This window comes from Cronobacter sp. HA18006, from assembly GCF_011605445.1.
Lineage (GTDB): Bacteria > Pseudomonadota > Gammaproteobacteria > Enterobacterales > Enterobacteriaceae > Cronobacter > Cronobacter sakazakii.
This window is the reverse complement of the sequence record NZ_JAANQB010000026.1, coordinates 68,090-85,592: the sequence shown is the minus strand read 5'-3', so window position 1 is coordinate 85,592 and position 17,503 is coordinate 68,090. Positions and strand designations below refer to the sequence as shown.

The following is a 17,503-nucleotide window of genomic DNA, read 5'->3' as shown; positions in this document are numbered from 1 at the left end:
CGGGCGTTATTTACCAATACAGAAGCTGGAGAAAATACGGCCGAGCAGGTCGTCGGAGGTAAATTCGCCGGTTATCTCGCTTAGCGCCTGCTGCGCCAGACGCAGCTCTTCGGCCAGCAGTTCGCCAGCCCATGCGCCAAGCAACTGCGCTTTGCCCTGCTGCAAGTGATTCGCCGCGTCTTCCAGTGCCTGGAGATGACGACGGCGGGCCAGGAAGCCGCCTTCCATGCTGGTATCAAACCCCATGCTTTGCTTCAGATGATTGCGCAGCACGTCCACGCCCTCATTGGTGCGCGCCGAAAGGCGGATAAGTGAGTGACCATTCACTTCGCTTATGCCCGGCTGTTCGCCGGTGACGTCCGCTTTATTACGCACCACGGTAATCGGCAGTTTCGCCGACAGACGGGCGATAAAATCGGGCCAGATCTGCGCCGGGTCGGTGGCGTCGGTCGTCGTGCCGTCAACCATAAACAGTACGCGGTCGGCCTGTTCGATTTCCTGCCATGCGCGCTCAATGCCGATGCGCTCCACTTCGTCGCTCGCCTCGCGCAGACCGGCGGTATCGATGATGTGCAGCGGCATGCCATCGATGTGAATATGCTCGCGCAGCACGTCGCGGGTGGTGCCCGCGATATCCGTTACAATCGCCGCCTCGCGGCCCGCCAGCGCGTTCAGCAGGCTCGATTTGCCCGCGTTCGGGCGGCCTGCAATCACCACTTTCATTCCTTCGCGCAGCAGGCTGCCCTGACGCGCTTCGGCGCGTACCGCGTCGAGATCGCCGATGACCTCGTTAAGCTGCGCCTCGATTTTGCCATCGGAGAGAAAGTCGATCTCTTCATCGGGGAAATCGATAGCCGCTTCGACAAAAATGCGCAGGTGCGTCAGCGCTTCGACCAGATGGTTCACGCGCGCGGAGAATGCGCCCTGTAGCGAGTTCAGCGCCGAGCGCGCCGCCTGTTCAGAGCTGGCGTCAATCAGATCGGCGATGGCTTCCGCCTGGGCGAGATCGAGCTTGTCGTTGAGAAACGCCCGCTCGGAGAATTCGCCGGGCCGTGCGATACGCACGCCGGGCAGGGTGAGGATGCGCTTTAACAGCAGATCCAGAATCACCGGGCCGCCGTGACCCTGCAGCTCCAGCACATCTTCGCCGGTAAAGGAGTTCGGGCCAGGGAACCACAGCGCGATGCCCTGATCGAGCGCGGTGCCGTCCGCGTCTTTAAACGGCAGATAATCGGCATAGCGCGCTTTCGGCAGCTTGCCGAGCACGGCCTGCGCCACGTCCCGCGCCTGTTGGCCGGAGACGCGAAGAATGCCCACGCCGCCGCGTCCGGGAGGCGTCGCCTGGGCGACAATAGTGTCGTTATGGCTCATGGTCTTTCTGTCACTCTGTCTGGCGGGGCGTTTTCTCTGCCCCACGTAAAGAAAAAGGCGGTCATCAGACCGCCTTCCATTTTAGCGTTGCCCTGACGAATCAGGCTTTTTTCTTCTTCTCGCGGCTGTGCAGACCGCGTTTTTCCAGACCGCGGTAGATCAGCTGCTGCTGAAGGATGGTCACCAGGTTGCTGACGATATAGTACAGCACCAGACCGGACGGGAACCACAGGAAGAAGACCGTAAAGATGACCGGCATAAAGGTCATGATCTTCTGCTGCATCGGGTCGGTCACGGTGGTCGGCGACATCTTCTGGATGAAGAACATGGTCGCGCCCATCAGGATCGGCAGAATGTAGTACGGGTCCTGCGCGGAAAGGTCGTGGATCCACAGCGCGAACGGCGCGTGACGCAGTTCCACCGAGCCCATCAGCATGTAGTACAGCGCAAGGAAGATTGGCATCTGGATGAGCAGCGGGAAGCAGCCGCCCAGCGGGTTCACTTTCTCCGCTTTGTACAGCGCCATCATCTCCTGGCTCATACGTTGCTTATCGTCGCCCAGACGCTCGCGCATCGCCTGAATCTTCGGCTGCAGCAGGCGCATTTTCGCCATGGAGGTGTACTGCGCTTTGGTCAGCGGGTACATCACGCCACGAACGATAAAGGTGATGGCGATAATCGAGAAGCCCCAGTTGCCAAGGAAGCTGTGGATCCATTTCAGCAGCTTGAACAGCGGCTGAGAGATGAACCACAACCAGCCGTAGTCAACGGTCAGGTCAAGATGCGGCGCGACCTGCGCCATTTTGTCCTGAATCTCCGGACCCACCCACAGAGTGCTGGCAAGTTTGGCGGTCTGGCCTGGCTGAACCTGAACCGGCTCAGATTTGTAACCGATAGCCGCAACGCCATGACCCAGATCGGCGGTATAGAAGTTGCTGGTCACATTGCTTGCCGGAACCCACGCGGTCGCGAAGTACTGCTGGAGCATCGCTACCCAGCCGCCTTTGGCGTTCACGTTCAGGTTCTCGTCGTCAGCGATAGTATCGAACTTATATTTCTCATACTTCTCGTCCGGCGTGGAGTAAGCCGCGCCGCGGAAAGTATGCAGAGCAAAGTTGCTGCTGCCGGTGTCGCGATGGCTCGGCAGGTCGATAGTTTGCTTCAGCTGACCGAATGAAGAGATTTCAAGCGGCTGCGTGCCGGCGTTCTTCACGTCGTAACCCACATAGACCGCGTACTGGCCGCGTTTCAGGGCAAACGTTTTGGTGAAGGCGTTACCTGCCTCGTCAGTGAAGGTCATCGGGATCACCAGTTCATCCTGGCCGTCAGCCAGAACATAGGTGTCACGCTCGGTGTTATACAGCGGGCGACCCTTGTTGTTATTCGGGTTGTCCGGGCCGTTACGACCAGTCAGGCCGCTCTGAGCCTGATAAACGAAGTTTGGCGTCGTTTCCAGCAGCTGGAAAGGTTCGCTGGAGCCCAGCTCTTTCGGGTATGCCAGCAGAAGCGCCTGCTCGATGTCGCCACCACGGGTATTGATGGTAAGAGAGAGGACATCGGTCTTAACGGTAATGAGTTTCCCCTGGCCACTGGCCGGTACGCCCTGGCTTGCGGCGCTACCCGCTGCGGTGGTCGTAGTCTGCGTGGTCTGCTGAACCTGAGGTTTTGGAGCTTTATCTTGCTCCCAGGTTTGCCAGATCATGAAAGACACGAACAACAAAGCGATGACAAGAAGATTGCGTTGCGAATCCATCGTTAGTGTTCTCTGGTATCAAAAGGTCCTGGCGGGACGGGGTCGTCGCCACCCGGGTTCAAAGGGTGGCATTTTAATACGCGTTTCACTGTCAACCAACTGCCTTTTAACACCCCAAACCTGCGCAATGCCTCAATTCCGTACTGCGAACAGGTGGGGTGAAAACGGCAATGCGGCCCGAGAAGCGGACTAATGAAGCGTTGATAGACCCGGATGAGGGCTATCAGGAGCCGCGAACCAGGCGACAATGACGACGCCATAATTTTTCCAAAGCTTCCGAAAGCTCCCGGTTATCGAGGTCGGCAATCCCGCGCTTCGCCACCACCACGAAATCCATCGGAGGGAGTTCATGCTGACGTAAACGAAAGCTTTCACGCGTCAGACGTTTAATCCGATTGCGTTCATGCGCGCGTTTAACGTTTTTCTTGGCGACGGTAAGACCGATGCGGGGATGCCCCAGCGAATTAAGGCGGCCGAGGATGGTGATTTGCGGCGTGCCAGCCCGTTGTGGCTGCTGGAAGACGAAGGTGAAATGAGCGGGAGTTAACAAACGTAACTCCCTGGGAAATGCGAGCTTAACCACTAAAGGGTTAGCTATTACTTGGAAACGGTCAGACGAGCGCGGCCTTTAGCACGACGACGTGCCAGAACCTGACGACCATTTTTAGTAGCCATACGAGCACGGAAGCCGTGAGAACGGTTGCGCTTCAGTACAGACGGTTGAAAAGTGCGTTTCATGGCGATTTCTACCTAAACTTGAATAAATTCACTGACTTTGCGTATGCGCGAACGGCCTGCCGGACGACTTACGCCAAAGTAATCGACGATTAAAGAGGCCGGATTGTAATAATTGTACACTCCGGAGTCAATTCACTTTCCTTATTTCCCGCGCTTTTCCCCTCGGTTTGAGGATAAAAAACACGCAAAATTCAGGCGATAAACCGCGCTTTACGCACCGGGTGGGGAATTATACGGGCTCGCCGCCAAAGCGCAAGGATCGTCAGGGATCTTCCTTAGATCGATAACGCGCGGTTTTCCGGATCGTCATTAATTTTTCCGATATGCCGGGTAAAACGCACCGCAGCCGCCAAAGGATCGATTACACTTAAGCGTCCTGACGCAGGCCTGTGGATAAATCGGGAAGAATCTGTGAGAAACAGGAGATCTCTGGCTCGCTTTAGGCTATGATCCGCGGTCCCGATCGGGATCCCTGATCTCAGCCTCGGGTAAAAACCGCAAATAGCGGTTCGCACGCCTCCCGACTCGGGGCTTATCGGCGTGTGTCAACAATCATGAATGTTTCAGTCTTCGTCTTTTATCGACTTTTGTTCGAGTGGAGTCCGCCGTGTCACTTTCGCTTTGGCAGCAGTGTCTTGCCCGATTGCAGGATGAGTTACCAGCCACTGAATTCAGTATGTGGATACGCCCCCTACAGGCGGAACTGAGCGATAACACGCTGGCTTTGTATGCGCCAAACCGGTTTGTGCTCGATTGGGTAAGGGACAAATACCTCAATAATATTAACGGATTACTGAATGATTTCTGCGGCTCTGACGCGCCGCTGCTGCGCTTTGAAGTCGGCACGAAACCCCTGACGGCGGCGACAACCGCACCGGCAAGCCAGGCGGTAAAACCTGCGCAGGCCGCGCCTGCGGCCGCACCCGTGCGCCCGGCGTGGGACAACGTGCCCGCTCCCGCGGAGCCGTCATACCGTTCGAACGTCAACGTCAAACACACCTTTGATAACTTCGTTGAGGGTAAATCCAACCAGCTGGCCCGCGCGGCGGCGCGTCAGGTGGCGGACAACCCTGGCGGCGCGTATAACCCGCTCTTCCTTTATGGCGGCACGGGTCTGGGTAAAACGCACCTGTTGCACGCGGTGGGCAATGGCATCATGGCTCGCAAGCCTAACGCCAAAGTGGTCTACATGCACTCTGAGCGTTTCGTCCAGGATATGGTGAAAGCGCTGCAAAACAACGCTATCGAAGAGTTTAAACGCTACTACCGTTCGGTGGATGCGCTGCTTATTGATGATATCCAGTTCTTCGCCAATAAAGAGCGATCCCAGGAAGAGTTTTTCCACACCTTTAACGCCCTGCTGGAAGGCAATCAGCAGATCATTCTGACCTCGGATCGCTATCCAAAAGAGATCAACGGGGTTGAGGATCGTCTGAAATCGCGCTTCGGCTGGGGTCTTACGGTAGCCATTGAGCCGCCGGAGCTGGAAACTCGCGTGGCGATCCTGATGAAAAAGGCGGATGAGAACGATATCCGTCTGCCGGGCGAAGTGGCCTTCTTTATCGCCAAGCGTCTGCGATCCAACGTGCGTGAGCTTGAGGGCGCGCTGAACCGCGTGATCGCCAACGCCAACTTTACTGGCCGCGCGATCACTATCGATTTTGTGCGCGAGGCGCTGCGCGATCTGCTGGCGCTCCAGGAAAAACTCGTCACTATCGACAATATTCAGAAGACGGTGGCGGAGTACTACAAGATCAAGGTGGCGGATTTGCTCTCCAAGCGGCGTTCCCGCTCGGTGGCACGTCCGCGCCAGATGGCGATGGCGCTCGCCAAAGAGCTGACCAACCACAGCCTGCCGGAGATCGGCGATGCGTTTGGCGGCCGCGACCACACTACGGTGCTGCACGCCTGCCGCAAGATTGAGCAGCTGCGTGAGGAAAGCCACGATATCAAAGAAGATTTCTCCAATTTAATCAGAACATTATCTTCGTGACGCTATGAAATTTACCGTTGAACGTGAACACTTATTAAAGCCGCTCCAGCAGGTCAGCGGCCCGCTGGGCGGCCGTCCGACGCTGCCTATCCTCGGCAACCTGTTGCTTCAGGTCGCGGATGGCGCGCTGTCGCTGACCGGCACCGATCTGGAAATGGAAATGGTGGCGCGCGTCGCGTTGGTGCAGCCGCATGAGCCGGGCGCGACCACAGTCCCTGCCCGTAAATTCTTTGATATCTGCCGCGGCCTGCCGGAAGGCGCGGAAATCGCGGTTCAGCTGGATGGCGACCGTATGCGCGTGAGCTCCGGGCGTAGCCGTTTCTCGCTCTCCACGCTGCCCGCGGCGGATTTCCCGAATCTGGACGACTGGCAGAGCGAAGTGGAATTCACGCTGCCTCAGGCGACCATGAAGCGTCTTATCGAAGCTACGCAGTTTTCCATGGCGCATCAGGATGTCCGTTATTATCTCAACGGCATGCTGTTTGAAACCGAAGGTGAAGACCTGCGAACCGTTGCGACCGACGGCCACCGTCTGGCGGTCTGCGCGATGCCGGTCGGCCAGCCGTTGCCGAACCATTCGGTGATCGTGCCGCGTAAAGGGGTGCTGGAGCTGATGCGTATGCTTGATGGCGGTGACGCCCCGCTGCGTATTCAGATCGGCAGCAACAATATTCGCGCGCACGTCGGCGATTTCATCTTTACCTCAAAGCTGGTCGATGGCCGCTTCCCGGATTATCGCCGCGTGCTGCCGAAAAACCCGGACAAAACGCTGGAAGCGGGCTGCGATATTCTCAAGCAGGCGTTTGCCCGCGCGGCCATTCTCTCCAACGAGAAATTCCGCGGCGTGCGTCTGTATGTGAGTGAAAACCAGCTTAAAATCACCGCCAACAACCCGGAGCAGGAAGAGGCGGAAGAGATCCTCGACGTCACTTATGCGGGCGCGGAGATGGAGATCGGCTTCAACGTCAGTTATGTGCTGGACGTACTGAATGCGCTCAAATGCGAAAATGTTCGTATTTTGCTGACGGATTCGGTATCGAGCGTGCAGATAGAAGATGCGGCGAGCAGTTCCGCGGCCTATGTTGTTATGCCCATGCGTCTATAGAAAATATCGGGCTATCTTACTTGCCATTTTCAACCTGGGCAGTGCTCGCCCCTGTCACGTACGCCGTGTACGCTCCAGGGCCTGCGCGCTGTCCGCGTTGAAACTGGCTGCGCCGATAACGCCCTGGGTTTGCTGTAAAGGCGGAAAAGTCACTCTATGTCTCTGACGCGTCTCCTTATCAAAGATTTCCGCAATATTGAAAACGCGGATCTCGCGCTCTCTCCCGGCTTTAACTTTCTGGTTGGCGCGAACGGCAGCGGGAAAACCAGCGTGCTGGAAGCGATTTACACGCTGGGCCACGGACGCGCGTTTCGCAGTCTGCAAATCGGTCGCGTGATCCGCCACGAACAGGATGCCTTTATTCTCCACGGGCGGTTGCAGGGCGACGAGCGCGAAGTCTCGGTCGGCCTGACGAAAGATCGCAACGGCGACAGTACGGTGCGCATCGACGGCAGCGACGGTCACAAAGTCGCCGAACTGGCGCAGCTGATGCCGATGCAATTAATTACCCCCGAGGGGTTTACTTTACTCGGCGGCGGCCCCAAATACAGAAGAGCGTTCCTCGACTGGGGATGCTTCCATAACGAACCGGGCTTCTTTGTGGCCTGGAGCAACTTAAAGCGCCTGCTCAAACAGCGCAACGCCGCGCTGCGACAGGTGACCCGCTATGAACAACTGCGCCCGTGGGACCGTGAACTGGTTCCGCTGGCCGAACAGATAAGCCAGTGGCGCGCCAGCTATAGCGAAGCGATCGCCAACGACATGGCCGATACCTGCGCGCAATTTTTGCCGGAATTTTCGCTCACGTTTTCTTTCCAGCGCGGCTGGGAGAAAGAGAGCGACTATGCCGACGTGCTGGAGCGCGGCTTCGAGCGCGACCGGATGCTGACCTACACCGCGCACGGCCCGCACAAGGCCGATTTCCGCATTCGCGCCGACGGCGCGCCGGTGGAAGATACGCTGTCGCGCGGGCAGCTCAAGCTCCTGATGTGCGCGCTGCGTCTGGCCCAGGGCGAGTTTCTGACTCGCGAAAGCGGGCGACGCTGCCTGTATCTGATAGATGATTTTGCCTCTGAACTCGACGATGCCCGACGTGGGCTTCTGGCGCAGCGCCTGAAGGCTACGCAGTCGCAAGTCTTTGTCAGCGCGATCAGCGCTGAACATATTCTCGACATGACGGACAAAAATTCGAAGATGTTCGCTGTCGATCAGGGTAAAATAACGGATTAACCCAAGTTAAAATGAGCGAGAAACGTTGATGTCGAATTCTTATGACTCCTCCAGTATCAAAGTCCTGAAAGGGCTGGATGCGGTGCGTAAGCGCCCGGGTATGTATATCGGCGATACGGATGACGGCACCGGTCTGCACCACATGGTATTCGAGGTGGTAGATAACGCTATCGACGAAGCGCTCGCGGGTCACTGTAAAGATATCGTCGTGACTATCCATGCCGACAACTCCGTCTCGGTATCGGATGACGGGCGCGGCATTCCGACCGGTATCCACCCGGAAGAAGGCGTTTCGGCGGCGGAAGTTATCATGACCGTGCTGCACGCGGGCGGTAAATTCGATGATAACTCCTATAAAGTCTCCGGTGGTCTGCACGGCGTAGGCGTATCCGTGGTTAACGCCCTGTCCCAGAAACTGGAACTGGTGATTCGCCGCGAAGGTAAAATCCACCAGCAAACTTACGTGCACGGCGTGCCGCAAGCGCCGCTGGCCGTAACCGGCGACACCGATCAGACCGGTACTCAGGTCCGTTTCTGGCCAAGCCTCGAAACCTTCACCAACGTCACTGAGTTTGAATACGATATTCTGGCGAAGCGCCTGCGCGAACTCTCGTTCCTGAACTCCGGCGTGTCGATTCGTCTCGTGGATAAGCGCGACGGTAAGCAGGATCACTTCCATTATGAAGGCGGCATCAAAGCGTTCGTTGAATACCTGAACAAGAACAAAACGCCGATCCACCCAAATATCTTCTATTTCTCCACCGAAAAAGACGGTATCGGCGTGGAAGTGGCGCTGCAGTGGAACGACGGCTTCCAGGAAAACATTTACTGCTTCACCAACAATATTCCGCAGCGCGACGGCGGTACGCACCTGGCGGGCTTCCGTGCGGCGATGACCCGTACGCTGAACGCCTATATGGATAAAGAAGGCTACAGCAAGAAAGCGAAAGTCAGCGCTACCGGCGATGACGCACGTGAAGGCCTGATTGCCGTTGTGTCCGTTAAAGTGCCGGACCCGAAATTCTCTTCCCAGACCAAAGACAAGCTGGTCTCCTCAGAGGTGAAATCCGCGGTTGAGCAGCAGATGAACGAGCTCCTGGCGGAATACCTGCTGGAGAACCCGAACGACGCGAAAATCGTGGTCGGCAAAATCATCGACGCCGCGCGCGCCCGTGAAGCGGCACGTAAAGCGCGTGAAATGACCCGTCGTAAAGGCGCGCTCGATCTCGCAGGGCTGCCGGGCAAACTGGCGGATTGCCAGGAGCGCGACCCGGCGCACTCTGAGCTCTACCTGGTGGAAGGGGACTCCGCGGGCGGTTCTGCAAAACAGGGCCGTAACCGTAAGAATCAGGCGATCCTGCCGCTGAAAGGGAAAATCCTGAACGTGGAGAAGGCGCGCTTTGACAAGATGCTCTCTTCCCAGGAAGTCGCGACGCTTATCACCGCGCTCGGCTGCGGCATCGGCCGTGACGAATACAACCCGGATAAACTTCGCTACCACAGCATCATCATCATGACCGATGCTGACGTCGACGGCTCGCACATCCGTACGCTGCTGTTGACCTTCTTCTATCGTCAGATGCCGGAAATCATTGAGCGCGGCCATGTCTATATCGCCCAGCCGCCGCTCTATAAAGTGAAAAAAGGCAAGCAGGAACAGTACATTAAAGACGACGAGGCGATGGATCAGTACCAGATCGCCATCGCGCTGGACGGCGCGACGCTGCATGCGAATGCCAGCGCGCCTGCCATTGCCGGTGAAGCACTGGAAAAACTCGTCTCTGAGTACAACGGCGCGCAGAAGATGATCAACCGTATGGAGCGTCGTTACCCGCGCGCGCTGCTGAAAGAGCTTATCTATCAGCCGACACTGTCCGAAGAGACGCTGGCCGATGAAGCGAACGTGACCCGTTGGGTGTCTGCGCTTATCACCACGCTCAATGACAACGAGCAGCACGGCAGCGTCTGGAAATACGATATCCGTGAAAACGCGGAAACGCGTCGTTTCGAGCCAGTGGTGCGCGTGCGTACCCACGGCGTTGATACCGATTACGTGCTCGACCACGAGTTTGTGACCGGTGGTGAATACCGTCGTCTGTGTACGCTTGGCGAGAAGCTGCGCGGCCTGATTGAAGAAGACGCGTTTATCGAGCGCGGTGAACGCCGTCAGCCGGTGGCAAGCTTCGAGCAGGCGCTGGACTGGCTGGTGAAAGAGTCCCGTCGCGGCCTGTCGATTCAGCGTTATAAAGGTCTTGGCGAGATGAACCCGGAGCAGCTGTGGGAAACCACGATGGATCCGGAAAGCCGCCGTATGCTGCGCGTGACGGTAAAAGACGCGATTGCGGCCGATCAGCTCTTTACCACGCTGATGGGCGACGCCGTTGAACCGCGTCGCGCCTTTATCGAAGAAAACGCCCTGAAAGCGGCGAATATCGATATCTGATGGTCGTTATGGCGGGTGGCGCTTCGCTTACCCGCCCTACAACAGCACACAAGGCGGGTAAGCGCAGCTTCACCCGCCTTTATCATTTATAGCGCCACCCAATGCAGGGCGGGTAAGCGAAGCGCACCCGCCACTCGCCCTTCATACACCCGCTACCCTGTTCTTCCCTTCGCCACGGGCGCATTAACCGGCATTTTCCCTGCGGATCCATCCCCTTTTCTCGCCCCGGCTGCTACTGTGTTTTGAGCACAATCGCGTTAGCATGCGAAAAGACTCTTTTATGCAGGGGAACTCATGGCTATTAAACTTATCGCAATCGACATGGATGGCACATTACTGCTGCCCGATCACACCATTTCACCCGGCGTGAAAAACGCCATCGCCGCCGCCCGCGAACAGGGCATCAACGTGGTGCTGACGACCGGCCGACCTTTTGCGGGCGTGGAGAGTTATCTGCGCGAGCTGCACATGGATAAACCCGGCGATTACTGCATCACCTATAACGGCGCGCTGGTACAAAAGGCGAGTGACGGCAGCACCGTGGCGCAAACCCCGCTCAGTTATGACGATTACCGCTATCTGGAGCAGCTTTCGCGTGAAGTGGGCTCGCACTTCCATGCGCTCGATCGCACCACGCTCTACACCGCGAACCGCGACATCAGCCGCTATACCGTACATGAATCATTTGTCGCCACCATTCCGCTGGTATTCTGCGAGGCGGAAAAAATGGACCCGAACATGACTTTTCTGAAGGTCATGATGATCGACGAGCCGGAAATCCTCGATAAAGCCATTACGCGCATCCCGCAGGACGTGAAAGAGAAATACACCGTGCTGAAAAGCGCGCCTTACTTCCTGGAAATCCTCGATAAACGCGTTACCAAAGGCACCGGCGTGAAATCGCTGGCGGAAGTTTTAAACATCCAGCCGGAAGAAGTGATGGCGATTGGCGATCAGGAAAACGATATTGCGATGCTGGAATATGCGGGCGTCGGCGTGGCGATGGAGAACGCCATTGATGCGGCGAAAGAGGCCGCCAATTTTGTGACCCGCTCGAACCTGGAAGATGGCGTTGCGTACGCGATTGAGAAATTCGCCCTGCGCTAAGGGGGAATGTTGACGCGCCGCCCGTTACGGGCGGCGCGTCAGAAAGGCGCTTTCGGCTGCAAAACCACCTTCAGCCTCGCCTTACCTGAAAGAGCGGGGTTGCCCCCGCCCGACAGGTTGCTACTTACCGGATTCGTAAGCCAGAAACGCAGCAAACTCCCTTTGCCCGTCCTTCAGCCTCAGTTCGCACAGCGAATGACGCGTCAGAAATGTGAACATTAACAACGTTATACATATCATTAATACACACCAGAACAGGGTGCTTCGCAGCAGTTTCATGGCCTTCTTCTCCTTGCCTTTCGGCGGGTAAGAGGCTACGCTGATGGTGTCTAGGCATCAGGGGCCTCGTTGGTTAATTGAATAAATGACCTTCGGGGCTTTCTTCTTTCTGCCTCACCATCACGGCATTTCTGCCGACAGCATGAGGCAAAAAGCCTCAAGCGCCGCCGCCATTATAAATTGTCCATCCTGAGCGAAACCATCGAAAACCTACGGGCATTTTGCTGAATTTTCACGCCTTTTTCGTAACGCTTTCCCGTAAATCACGTCTTTTACATTCCCATCGAACAACCTGATAAATCCCCTTCTGTTATCTCGCCCGATATATTCTTTTGTCGTTTTTGTGATCTAAATTGTAGTACAACCATAATGGATTGTACTACATTGAACCCATCGGCACGGCCACCCGCGTCACGGTTGTACTTCAAAAATGCGGCGAAAATCGGCGGTCAGGGTAAAGTAAGCGAAGAAACCTCGCGTGAAAGGAACCCATAACATGACCAAAACCGACCGCATCATCGTGACGCTGGGCCGCCAGATAGTTGGCGGGAAATATGTACCGGGCGCGTCACTGCCGGCAGAAGCGGAGCTGTGCGAGGAGTTTGAAACCTCGCGCAACATCATTCGCGAAGTGTATCGCTCGCTGATGGCGAAGCGGCTCATTGAGATGAAGCGCTATCGCGGCGCGTTTGTTGCGCCCCGCAACCAGTGGAACTACCTCGACACCGAGGTGCTCCAGTGGGTGCTGGAACATGACGATGACCCACGCCTGATTGCCTCAATGAGCGAAGTGCGTAACCTGGTTGAGCCCGCTATCGCCCGTTGGGCGGCAGAGCGCGCGACCTCAAGCGATCTGGCGCGTATTGAAGCGGCGCTGAACGACATGATTGCCAACAACCAGGATCGCGACGCCTTTAACGAGGCGGATATTCGTTATCACGAAGCGGTACTGGAGGCGGTGCATAACCCGGTGCTGCAACAGCTCAGCGTGGCGATAAGTTCCCTGCAACGCGCCGTGTTTGAGCGTACCTGGATGGGCGATGAGGCCAACATGCCGAAAACGCTCCAGGAGCATAAAGCGCTGTTCGATGCGATCCGGCATCAGGACGGCGAGGCGGCGGAGCAGGCGGCATTAACCATGATTGCCAGCTCGACAAAAAGGCTTAAGGAAATCACATGACATCTCGCTACATCGCTATCGACTGGGGTTCCACCAACCTGCGCGCCTGGCTTTACCAGGGCGAACAGTGCCTGGAAAGCAGGCAATCGGAGGCGGGCGTCACCCGCCTCAACGGCAGAACCCCCGAAGCGGTGTTAGCGCAGGTAACCGAAGGCTGGCGCGATGACGCTACGCCGGTCGTCATGGCGGGCATGGTCGGCAGCAACGCGGGCTGGAAAATCGCCCCGTATCTGCCTTGTCCGGCCCGTTTTGCCGATATCGGCAGCCAGCTCACGACGGTTGCGGAACGCGTTTTTATTATCCCTGGCCTGTGCGTAAGCCGTGACGACAACCGCAACGTCATGCGCGGCGAAGAAACCCAGCTGCTTGGTGCCTGCGAGCTGGCCCCCGCGCCGCTCTACATCATGCCCGGCACGCACTGCAAATGGGTACAGGCGGACGCGCAGCAGGTCAATGATTTTCGCACGGTGATGACCGGCGAGCTGCACCATCTTTTGTTAACCCATTCGTTGATTGGCGCGGGCCTGCCGGAACAGCAGCAGAGCGCCGATGCCTTTAACGCCGGGCTTGAACAGGGCGCGGAAACCGACGCGCCGCTGACCCGCCTGTTTGAAGTTCGCGCCGCCCATGTGCTGGGAAGCCTTGCACGCGAACACGTCGCCGAATTTCTTTCCGGGTTGCTGATTGGCAATGAAGTGGCAAGCCAGCTTCGCCACTGGCAGCCAGACAGCAAGCAACCCCTCACGCTGGTCGCCAGCTCCTCGCTCGCCAGCCGTTACCAGCGCGCGCTGTCGCTGCTGGGATATACGGCGCAGGCGCTTGAAGGCGACCGTGCATTTCAGACAGGCATAAGGAGTCTCGCTCATGCAGTGGCACAATAAACTTCCACTCATCGCCATCCTGCGCGGCATCACGCCCGACGAGGCGCACGATCACGTCGCGGCGGTTATCGACGCCGGGTTCGAGGCGGTGGAAATCCCGCTCAATTCGCCGGACTGGCGCACCAGTATCGCCGCAATGGTCAACGCGTTTGGCGATCGTGCGCTGATTGGCGCAGGCACGGTGTTAAAGCCGGAGCAGGTGGATGAGCTGGCAGAGATGGGCAGCAAACTTGTCGTCACGCCCAATATTCAGCCGGAGGTGATCAGGCGCGCTGTGAGCTACGGCATGACCGTCTGCCCTGGCTGCGCCACGGCGACCGAGGCGTTCAACGCCATCGAGGCGGGCGCGCAGGCGCTGAAAATTTTCCCGTCCGCTGCCTTCGGCCCCGATTACATCAAAGCATTAAAAGCCGTGCTGCCGCCGGAAATTCCGGTGTTCGCAGTAGGCGGCGTCACGCCGGAAAACCTGGCGGTGTGGCTGAATGCGGGCTGCGTCGGCGCCGGGCTTGGCAGCGATTTGTATCGCGCCGGGCAGCCGGTTGAGCGCACGGCCGCGCAGGCGAAAGCATTTGTTAAGGCGTATCGGGAGGCAGTGCAATGAAAATAACCAAACTAACGACATACCGTTTACCGCCCCGCTGGATGTTTCTGAAGATTGAAACTGACGAAGGCGTGGTTGGCTGGGGTGAGCCGGTCATTGAGGGCCGGGCGCGGACGGTCGAGGCGGCGGTCCATGAGCTGGGCGAATATTTGATTGGCCAGGATCCGGCGCGCATCAACGACCTGTGGCAGGTGATGTATCGCGGCGGGTTTTACCGCGGCGGCCCAATCCTGATGAGCGCCATCGCCGGTATCGATCAAGCGCTGTGGGATATTAAAGGCAAAGTGCTGAACGCGCCGGTCTGGCAGTTAATGGGCGGCCTGGTGCGCGATAAAATTAAAGCGTACAGCTGGGTGGGCGGCGACCGTCCGGCAGAAGTCATCGCCGGTATTAAAACGCTGCGCCAGATTGGTTTTGATACTTTTAAATTAAACGGCTGCGAAGAGTTAGGCATTATTGATGATTCGCGTAAAGTCGATGCGGCGGTCAATACCGTGGCGCAGATCCGTGAAGAATTTGGCAGCGATATCGAGTTTGGTCTCGATTTCCATGGTCGCGTCAGCGCGCCGATGGCGAAAATATTAATTAAAGAGCTGGAGCCGTATCGCCCGTTATTTATTGAAGAGCCGGTATTAGCCGAGCAGGCGGAATATTATCCGCGCCTCGCCGCGCAGACGCATATTCCGATTGCAGCGGGTGAGCGCATGTTCTCGCGCTTTGAATTTAAGCGCGTGCTGGAAGCAGGCGGCCTGGCCATTCTGCAACCCGATTTATCGCATGCGGGCGGTATTACCGAGTGCGCGAAAATCGCCGCGATGGCGGAGGCGTATGACGTCGGCCTTGCGCCGCATTGCCCGCTTGGGCCCATCGCGCTGGCGGCCTGTCTGCATGTCGATTTCATCTCGCGCAATGCGGTGTTCCAGGAGCAGAGCATGGGCATCCATTATAACCAGGGCGCTGAGCTGCTTGATTTTGTTAAAAATAAAGACGATTTCAAAATGGAAGGCGGTTACTTCCAGCCGTTGATGAAGCCGGGGCTTGGCGTGGAGATCGATGAAGAGCAGGTAGTGGCGCGCAGTCAGGGTTGCGCAGACTGGCGCAATCCGTTGTGGCGGCATGCCGATGGCTCCGTCGCCGAGTGGTAATGTCCGTCCTGTTTCGCGCTGTAACGGCGTTGGCTGCGTTTACTCACTGCGGTCATTTACTTCAGTAAGCGCCCGAGGATTTGTTAATTTGCCGCCTTCCCACAACGCGAATTATTTAGCGCGTTGCGCACAGCGGTTTTTCATGCAACGCGAATTATTCAGGACAAGGTAATTCCGGCTTTTACGAAAATTATTTCGCGTATTGATTAAATGAAAATGAGCCCGGCTCGCCGGGCAGTACACCCGAATATAAAAAACACACCCTCTGTATTTTACAGGGCATGGTGAGCGGCCTCGCTATGCCTTAATTCTGGAGACAGAACGTTATGGATATTTCTGTAACTGCTGCAAAATCGGGGCGTCGTCGTTATCTGACGCTGGCGATGATCTTTATTACCGTGGTGATTTGTTATGTTGACCGCGCCAATTTAGCCGTGGCGTCGGCGCATATTCAGGAGGAGTTTGGCATCAGCAAAGCGGAAATGGGCTACGTCTTTTCCGCCTTCGCCTGGCTCTATACGCTCTGCCAGATCCCCGGCGGCTGGTTTCTCGACCGCATGGGCTCGCGCCTGACCTACTTCATCGCCATTTTCGGCTGGTCGGTCGCGACGCTGTTTCAGGGCTTCGCCACAGGGCTGCTCTCGCTCATCGGCCTGCGCGCCATCACCGGCGTGTTTGAGGCCCCCGCGTTCCCGACCAACAACCGCATGGTGACCAGCTGGTTTCCGGAGCACGAGCGCGCCTCGGCGGTCGGGTTTTATACCTCCGGTCAGTTCGTCGGGCTCGCGTTTCTCACGCCGCTGCTCATCTGGATCCAGGAGCTTTTAAGCTGGCACTGGGTGTTTATCGTCACCGGCGGCATCGGGATTATCTGGTCGCTCGTCTGGTTTAAGGTTTACCAGCCGCCGCGGCTCACCAAAGGCATCAGCCAGGCGGAGCTGGATTACATCCGCGACGGCGGCGGCCTGGTGGACGGCGACGCGCCCGTTGCGAAAGCCGAGCGTCAGCCGCTCTCCCGCGCCGACTGGAAGCTGGTGTTTCATCGCAAACTGATTGGGGTTTATCTCGGCCAGTTTGCGGTCACCTCCACGCTCTGGTTCTTCCTCACCTGGTTCCCGAACTATCTCACCCAGGAGAAAGGCATCACGGCGCTGAAAGCAGGCTTTATGACAACCGTGCCGTTCCTCGCCGCGTTCTTCGGTGTGCTGCTCTCCGGCTGGCTGGCGGATAAGCTGGTGAAAAAAGGGTTTTCACTGGGCGCGGCGCGTAAAACGCCGATTATCTGCGGCTTGCTCATCTCTACCTGCATCATGGGCGCGAACTACACCAACGATCCGACATGGATTGTGGTGCTGATGGCGCTCGCGTTCTTCGGTAACGGTTTTGCGTCGATCACCTGGTCGCTGGTCTCGTCGCTGGCCCCGATGCGCCTGATTGGCCTTACCGGCGGCATGTTTAACTTTGTCGGCGGGCTGGGCGGCATCACGGTGCCGCTGGTGATTGGTTATCTGGCGCAGGATTACGGCTTCGGCCCGGCGCTGGTGTACATCTCGGTCGTGGCGCTTATCGGCGCGCTCTCTTACATCCTGCTGGTCGGGGAGGTGAAACGCGTCGGCTAAGGCCGTGATGGAAGGCAGGGACGCCAGCGACGGAATGCGCAGATAACGCGCCGCCGGT

Annotated in this window: 16 protein-coding genes and 1 pseudogene; 10 read left to right on the top strand and 7 right to left on the bottom strand. The window is 57.4% G+C overall.

Annotation, left to right across the window (positions count from 1 at the left end):
- Window positions 1-6 precede the first annotated feature (6 nt).
- The 5 genes from mnmE to rpmH form a co-directional block, all read right to left on the bottom strand.
- A complete protein-coding gene (gene mnmE, locus G9X48_RS20560) occupies window positions 7-1,371 on the bottom strand; it encodes a tRNA uridine-5-carboxymethylaminomethyl(34) synthesis GTPase MnmE (protein ID WP_097570810.1) in 1,365 nt (454 codons plus the stop codon).
- A gap of 100 nt (window positions 1,372-1,471) precedes the next feature.
- A complete protein-coding gene (gene yidC, locus G9X48_RS20555) occupies window positions 1,472-3,124 on the bottom strand; it encodes a membrane protein insertase YidC (RefSeq protein ID WP_012126180.1) in 1,653 nt (550 codons plus the stop codon).
- A gap of 2 nt (window positions 3,125-3,126) precedes the next feature.
- The gene (gene yidD, locus G9X48_RS20550; protein WP_004386003.1) at window positions 3,127-3,384 is read right to left on the bottom strand and encodes a membrane protein insertion efficiency factor YidD; all 258 of its coding nucleotides are present in this window, start codon (window positions 3,382-3,384) and stop codon (window positions 3,127-3,129) included.
- Window positions 3,348-3,707 (bottom strand): ribonuclease P protein component, encoded by a 360-nt coding sequence (gene rnpA, locus G9X48_RS20545; RefSeq protein WP_004386002.1) that lies wholly within the window; start codon window positions 3,705-3,707, stop codon window positions 3,348-3,350. Before rnpA ends, yidD begins: the two co-directional genes overlap by 37 nt.
- Before the next feature lie 14 nt (window positions 3,708-3,721).
- Complete coding sequence (rpmH, locus tag G9X48_RS20540; RefSeq protein ID WP_000831330.1) at window positions 3,722-3,862, bottom strand: 50S ribosomal protein L34; 141 nt, start codon at window positions 3,860-3,862, stop codon at window positions 3,722-3,724.
- Window positions 3,863-4,469: 607 nt separating this feature from the next.
- Between rpmH and dnaA the strand changes: the two genes are divergently transcribed.
- From dnaA to yidA, 5 genes are all read left to right on the top strand, one after another.
- Window positions 4,470-5,855, top strand: coding sequence for a chromosomal replication initiator protein DnaA (gene dnaA, locus G9X48_RS20535; RefSeq protein WP_004386001.1), 1,386 nt, complete (start codon window positions 4,470-4,472; stop codon window positions 5,853-5,855).
- 4 nt (window positions 5,856-5,859) lie between these two features.
- The gene (gene dnaN / locus G9X48_RS20530; protein ID WP_004386000.1) at window positions 5,860-6,960 is read left to right on the top strand and encodes a DNA polymerase III subunit beta; all 1,101 of its coding nucleotides are present in this window, start codon (window positions 5,860-5,862) and stop codon (window positions 6,958-6,960) included.
- A 156-nt stretch (window positions 6,961-7,116) separates the two neighbouring features.
- Complete coding sequence (gene recF / locus G9X48_RS20525; protein WP_004385999.1) at window positions 7,117-8,190, top strand: DNA replication/repair protein RecF; 1,074 nt, start codon at window positions 7,117-7,119, stop codon at window positions 8,188-8,190.
- Window positions 8,191-8,218: 28 nt separating this feature from the next.
- Entirely contained in the window at window positions 8,219-10,633 is a 2,415-nt protein-coding gene (gyrB, locus tag G9X48_RS20520; protein ID WP_004385998.1) for a DNA topoisomerase (ATP-hydrolyzing) subunit B, read from the top strand.
- A gap of 294 nt (window positions 10,634-10,927) precedes the next feature.
- The gene (gene yidA, locus G9X48_RS20515) at window positions 10,928-11,740 is read left to right on the top strand and encodes a sugar-phosphatase (RefSeq protein WP_004385997.1); all 813 of its coding nucleotides are present in this window, start codon (window positions 10,928-10,930) and stop codon (window positions 11,738-11,740) included.
- Between the two features lie 120 nt (window positions 11,741-11,860).
- Here the strand turns inward: yidA and G9X48_RS20510 are convergent, their stop codons facing one another.
- Together G9X48_RS20510 and G9X48_RS21565 are read right to left on the bottom strand one after the other, a co-directional pair.
- Entirely contained in the window at window positions 11,861-11,980 is a 120-nt protein-coding gene (locus G9X48_RS20510; protein WP_108695446.1) for a type I toxin-antitoxin system Hok family toxin, read from the bottom strand.
- Window positions 11,928-12,077: pseudogene (locus G9X48_RS21565) on the bottom strand (DUF5431 family protein); the annotation flags it as partial. The gene G9X48_RS20510 and the pseudogene G9X48_RS21565, both read right to left, overlap by 53 nt.
- A 438-nt stretch (window positions 12,078-12,515) precedes the next feature.
- Here G9X48_RS21565 and dgoR point away from each other — a divergent pair.
- From dgoR to G9X48_RS20485, 5 genes are all read left to right on the top strand, one after another.
- Window positions 12,516-13,199: a D-galactonate utilization transcriptional regulator DgoR gene (dgoR, locus tag G9X48_RS20505; protein WP_007703761.1), complete on the top strand. Its 684-nt coding sequence runs from the start codon at window positions 12,516-12,518 to the stop codon at window positions 13,197-13,199.
- Window positions 13,196-14,080: a 2-dehydro-3-deoxygalactonokinase gene (locus G9X48_RS20500; RefSeq protein ID WP_097640767.1), complete on the top strand. Its 885-nt coding sequence runs from the start codon at window positions 13,196-13,198 to the stop codon at window positions 14,078-14,080. Before dgoR ends, G9X48_RS20500 begins: the two co-directional genes overlap by 4 nt.
- Window positions 14,064-14,681 (top strand): 2-dehydro-3-deoxy-6-phosphogalactonate aldolase, encoded by a 618-nt coding sequence (locus tag G9X48_RS20495; RefSeq protein ID WP_097640766.1) that lies wholly within the window; start codon window positions 14,064-14,066, stop codon window positions 14,679-14,681. The genes G9X48_RS20500 and G9X48_RS20495 overlap by 17 nt, the downstream gene beginning before the upstream one ends.
- Window positions 14,678-15,826 carry a galactonate dehydratase gene (dgoD, locus tag G9X48_RS20490; protein ID WP_012126176.1) on the top strand — a complete coding sequence of 383 codons (1,149 nt, stop codon included), beginning with the start codon at window positions 14,678-14,680 and terminating at the stop codon, window positions 15,824-15,826. The genes G9X48_RS20495 and dgoD overlap by 4 nt, the downstream gene beginning before the upstream one ends.
- A gap of 326 nt (window positions 15,827-16,152) precedes the next feature.
- Window positions 16,153-17,445, top strand: coding sequence for an MFS transporter (locus tag G9X48_RS20485; RefSeq protein ID WP_007872317.1), 1,293 nt, complete (start codon window positions 16,153-16,155; stop codon window positions 17,443-17,445).
- The last annotated feature ends 58 nt before the right edge of the window (window positions 17,446-17,503 follow it).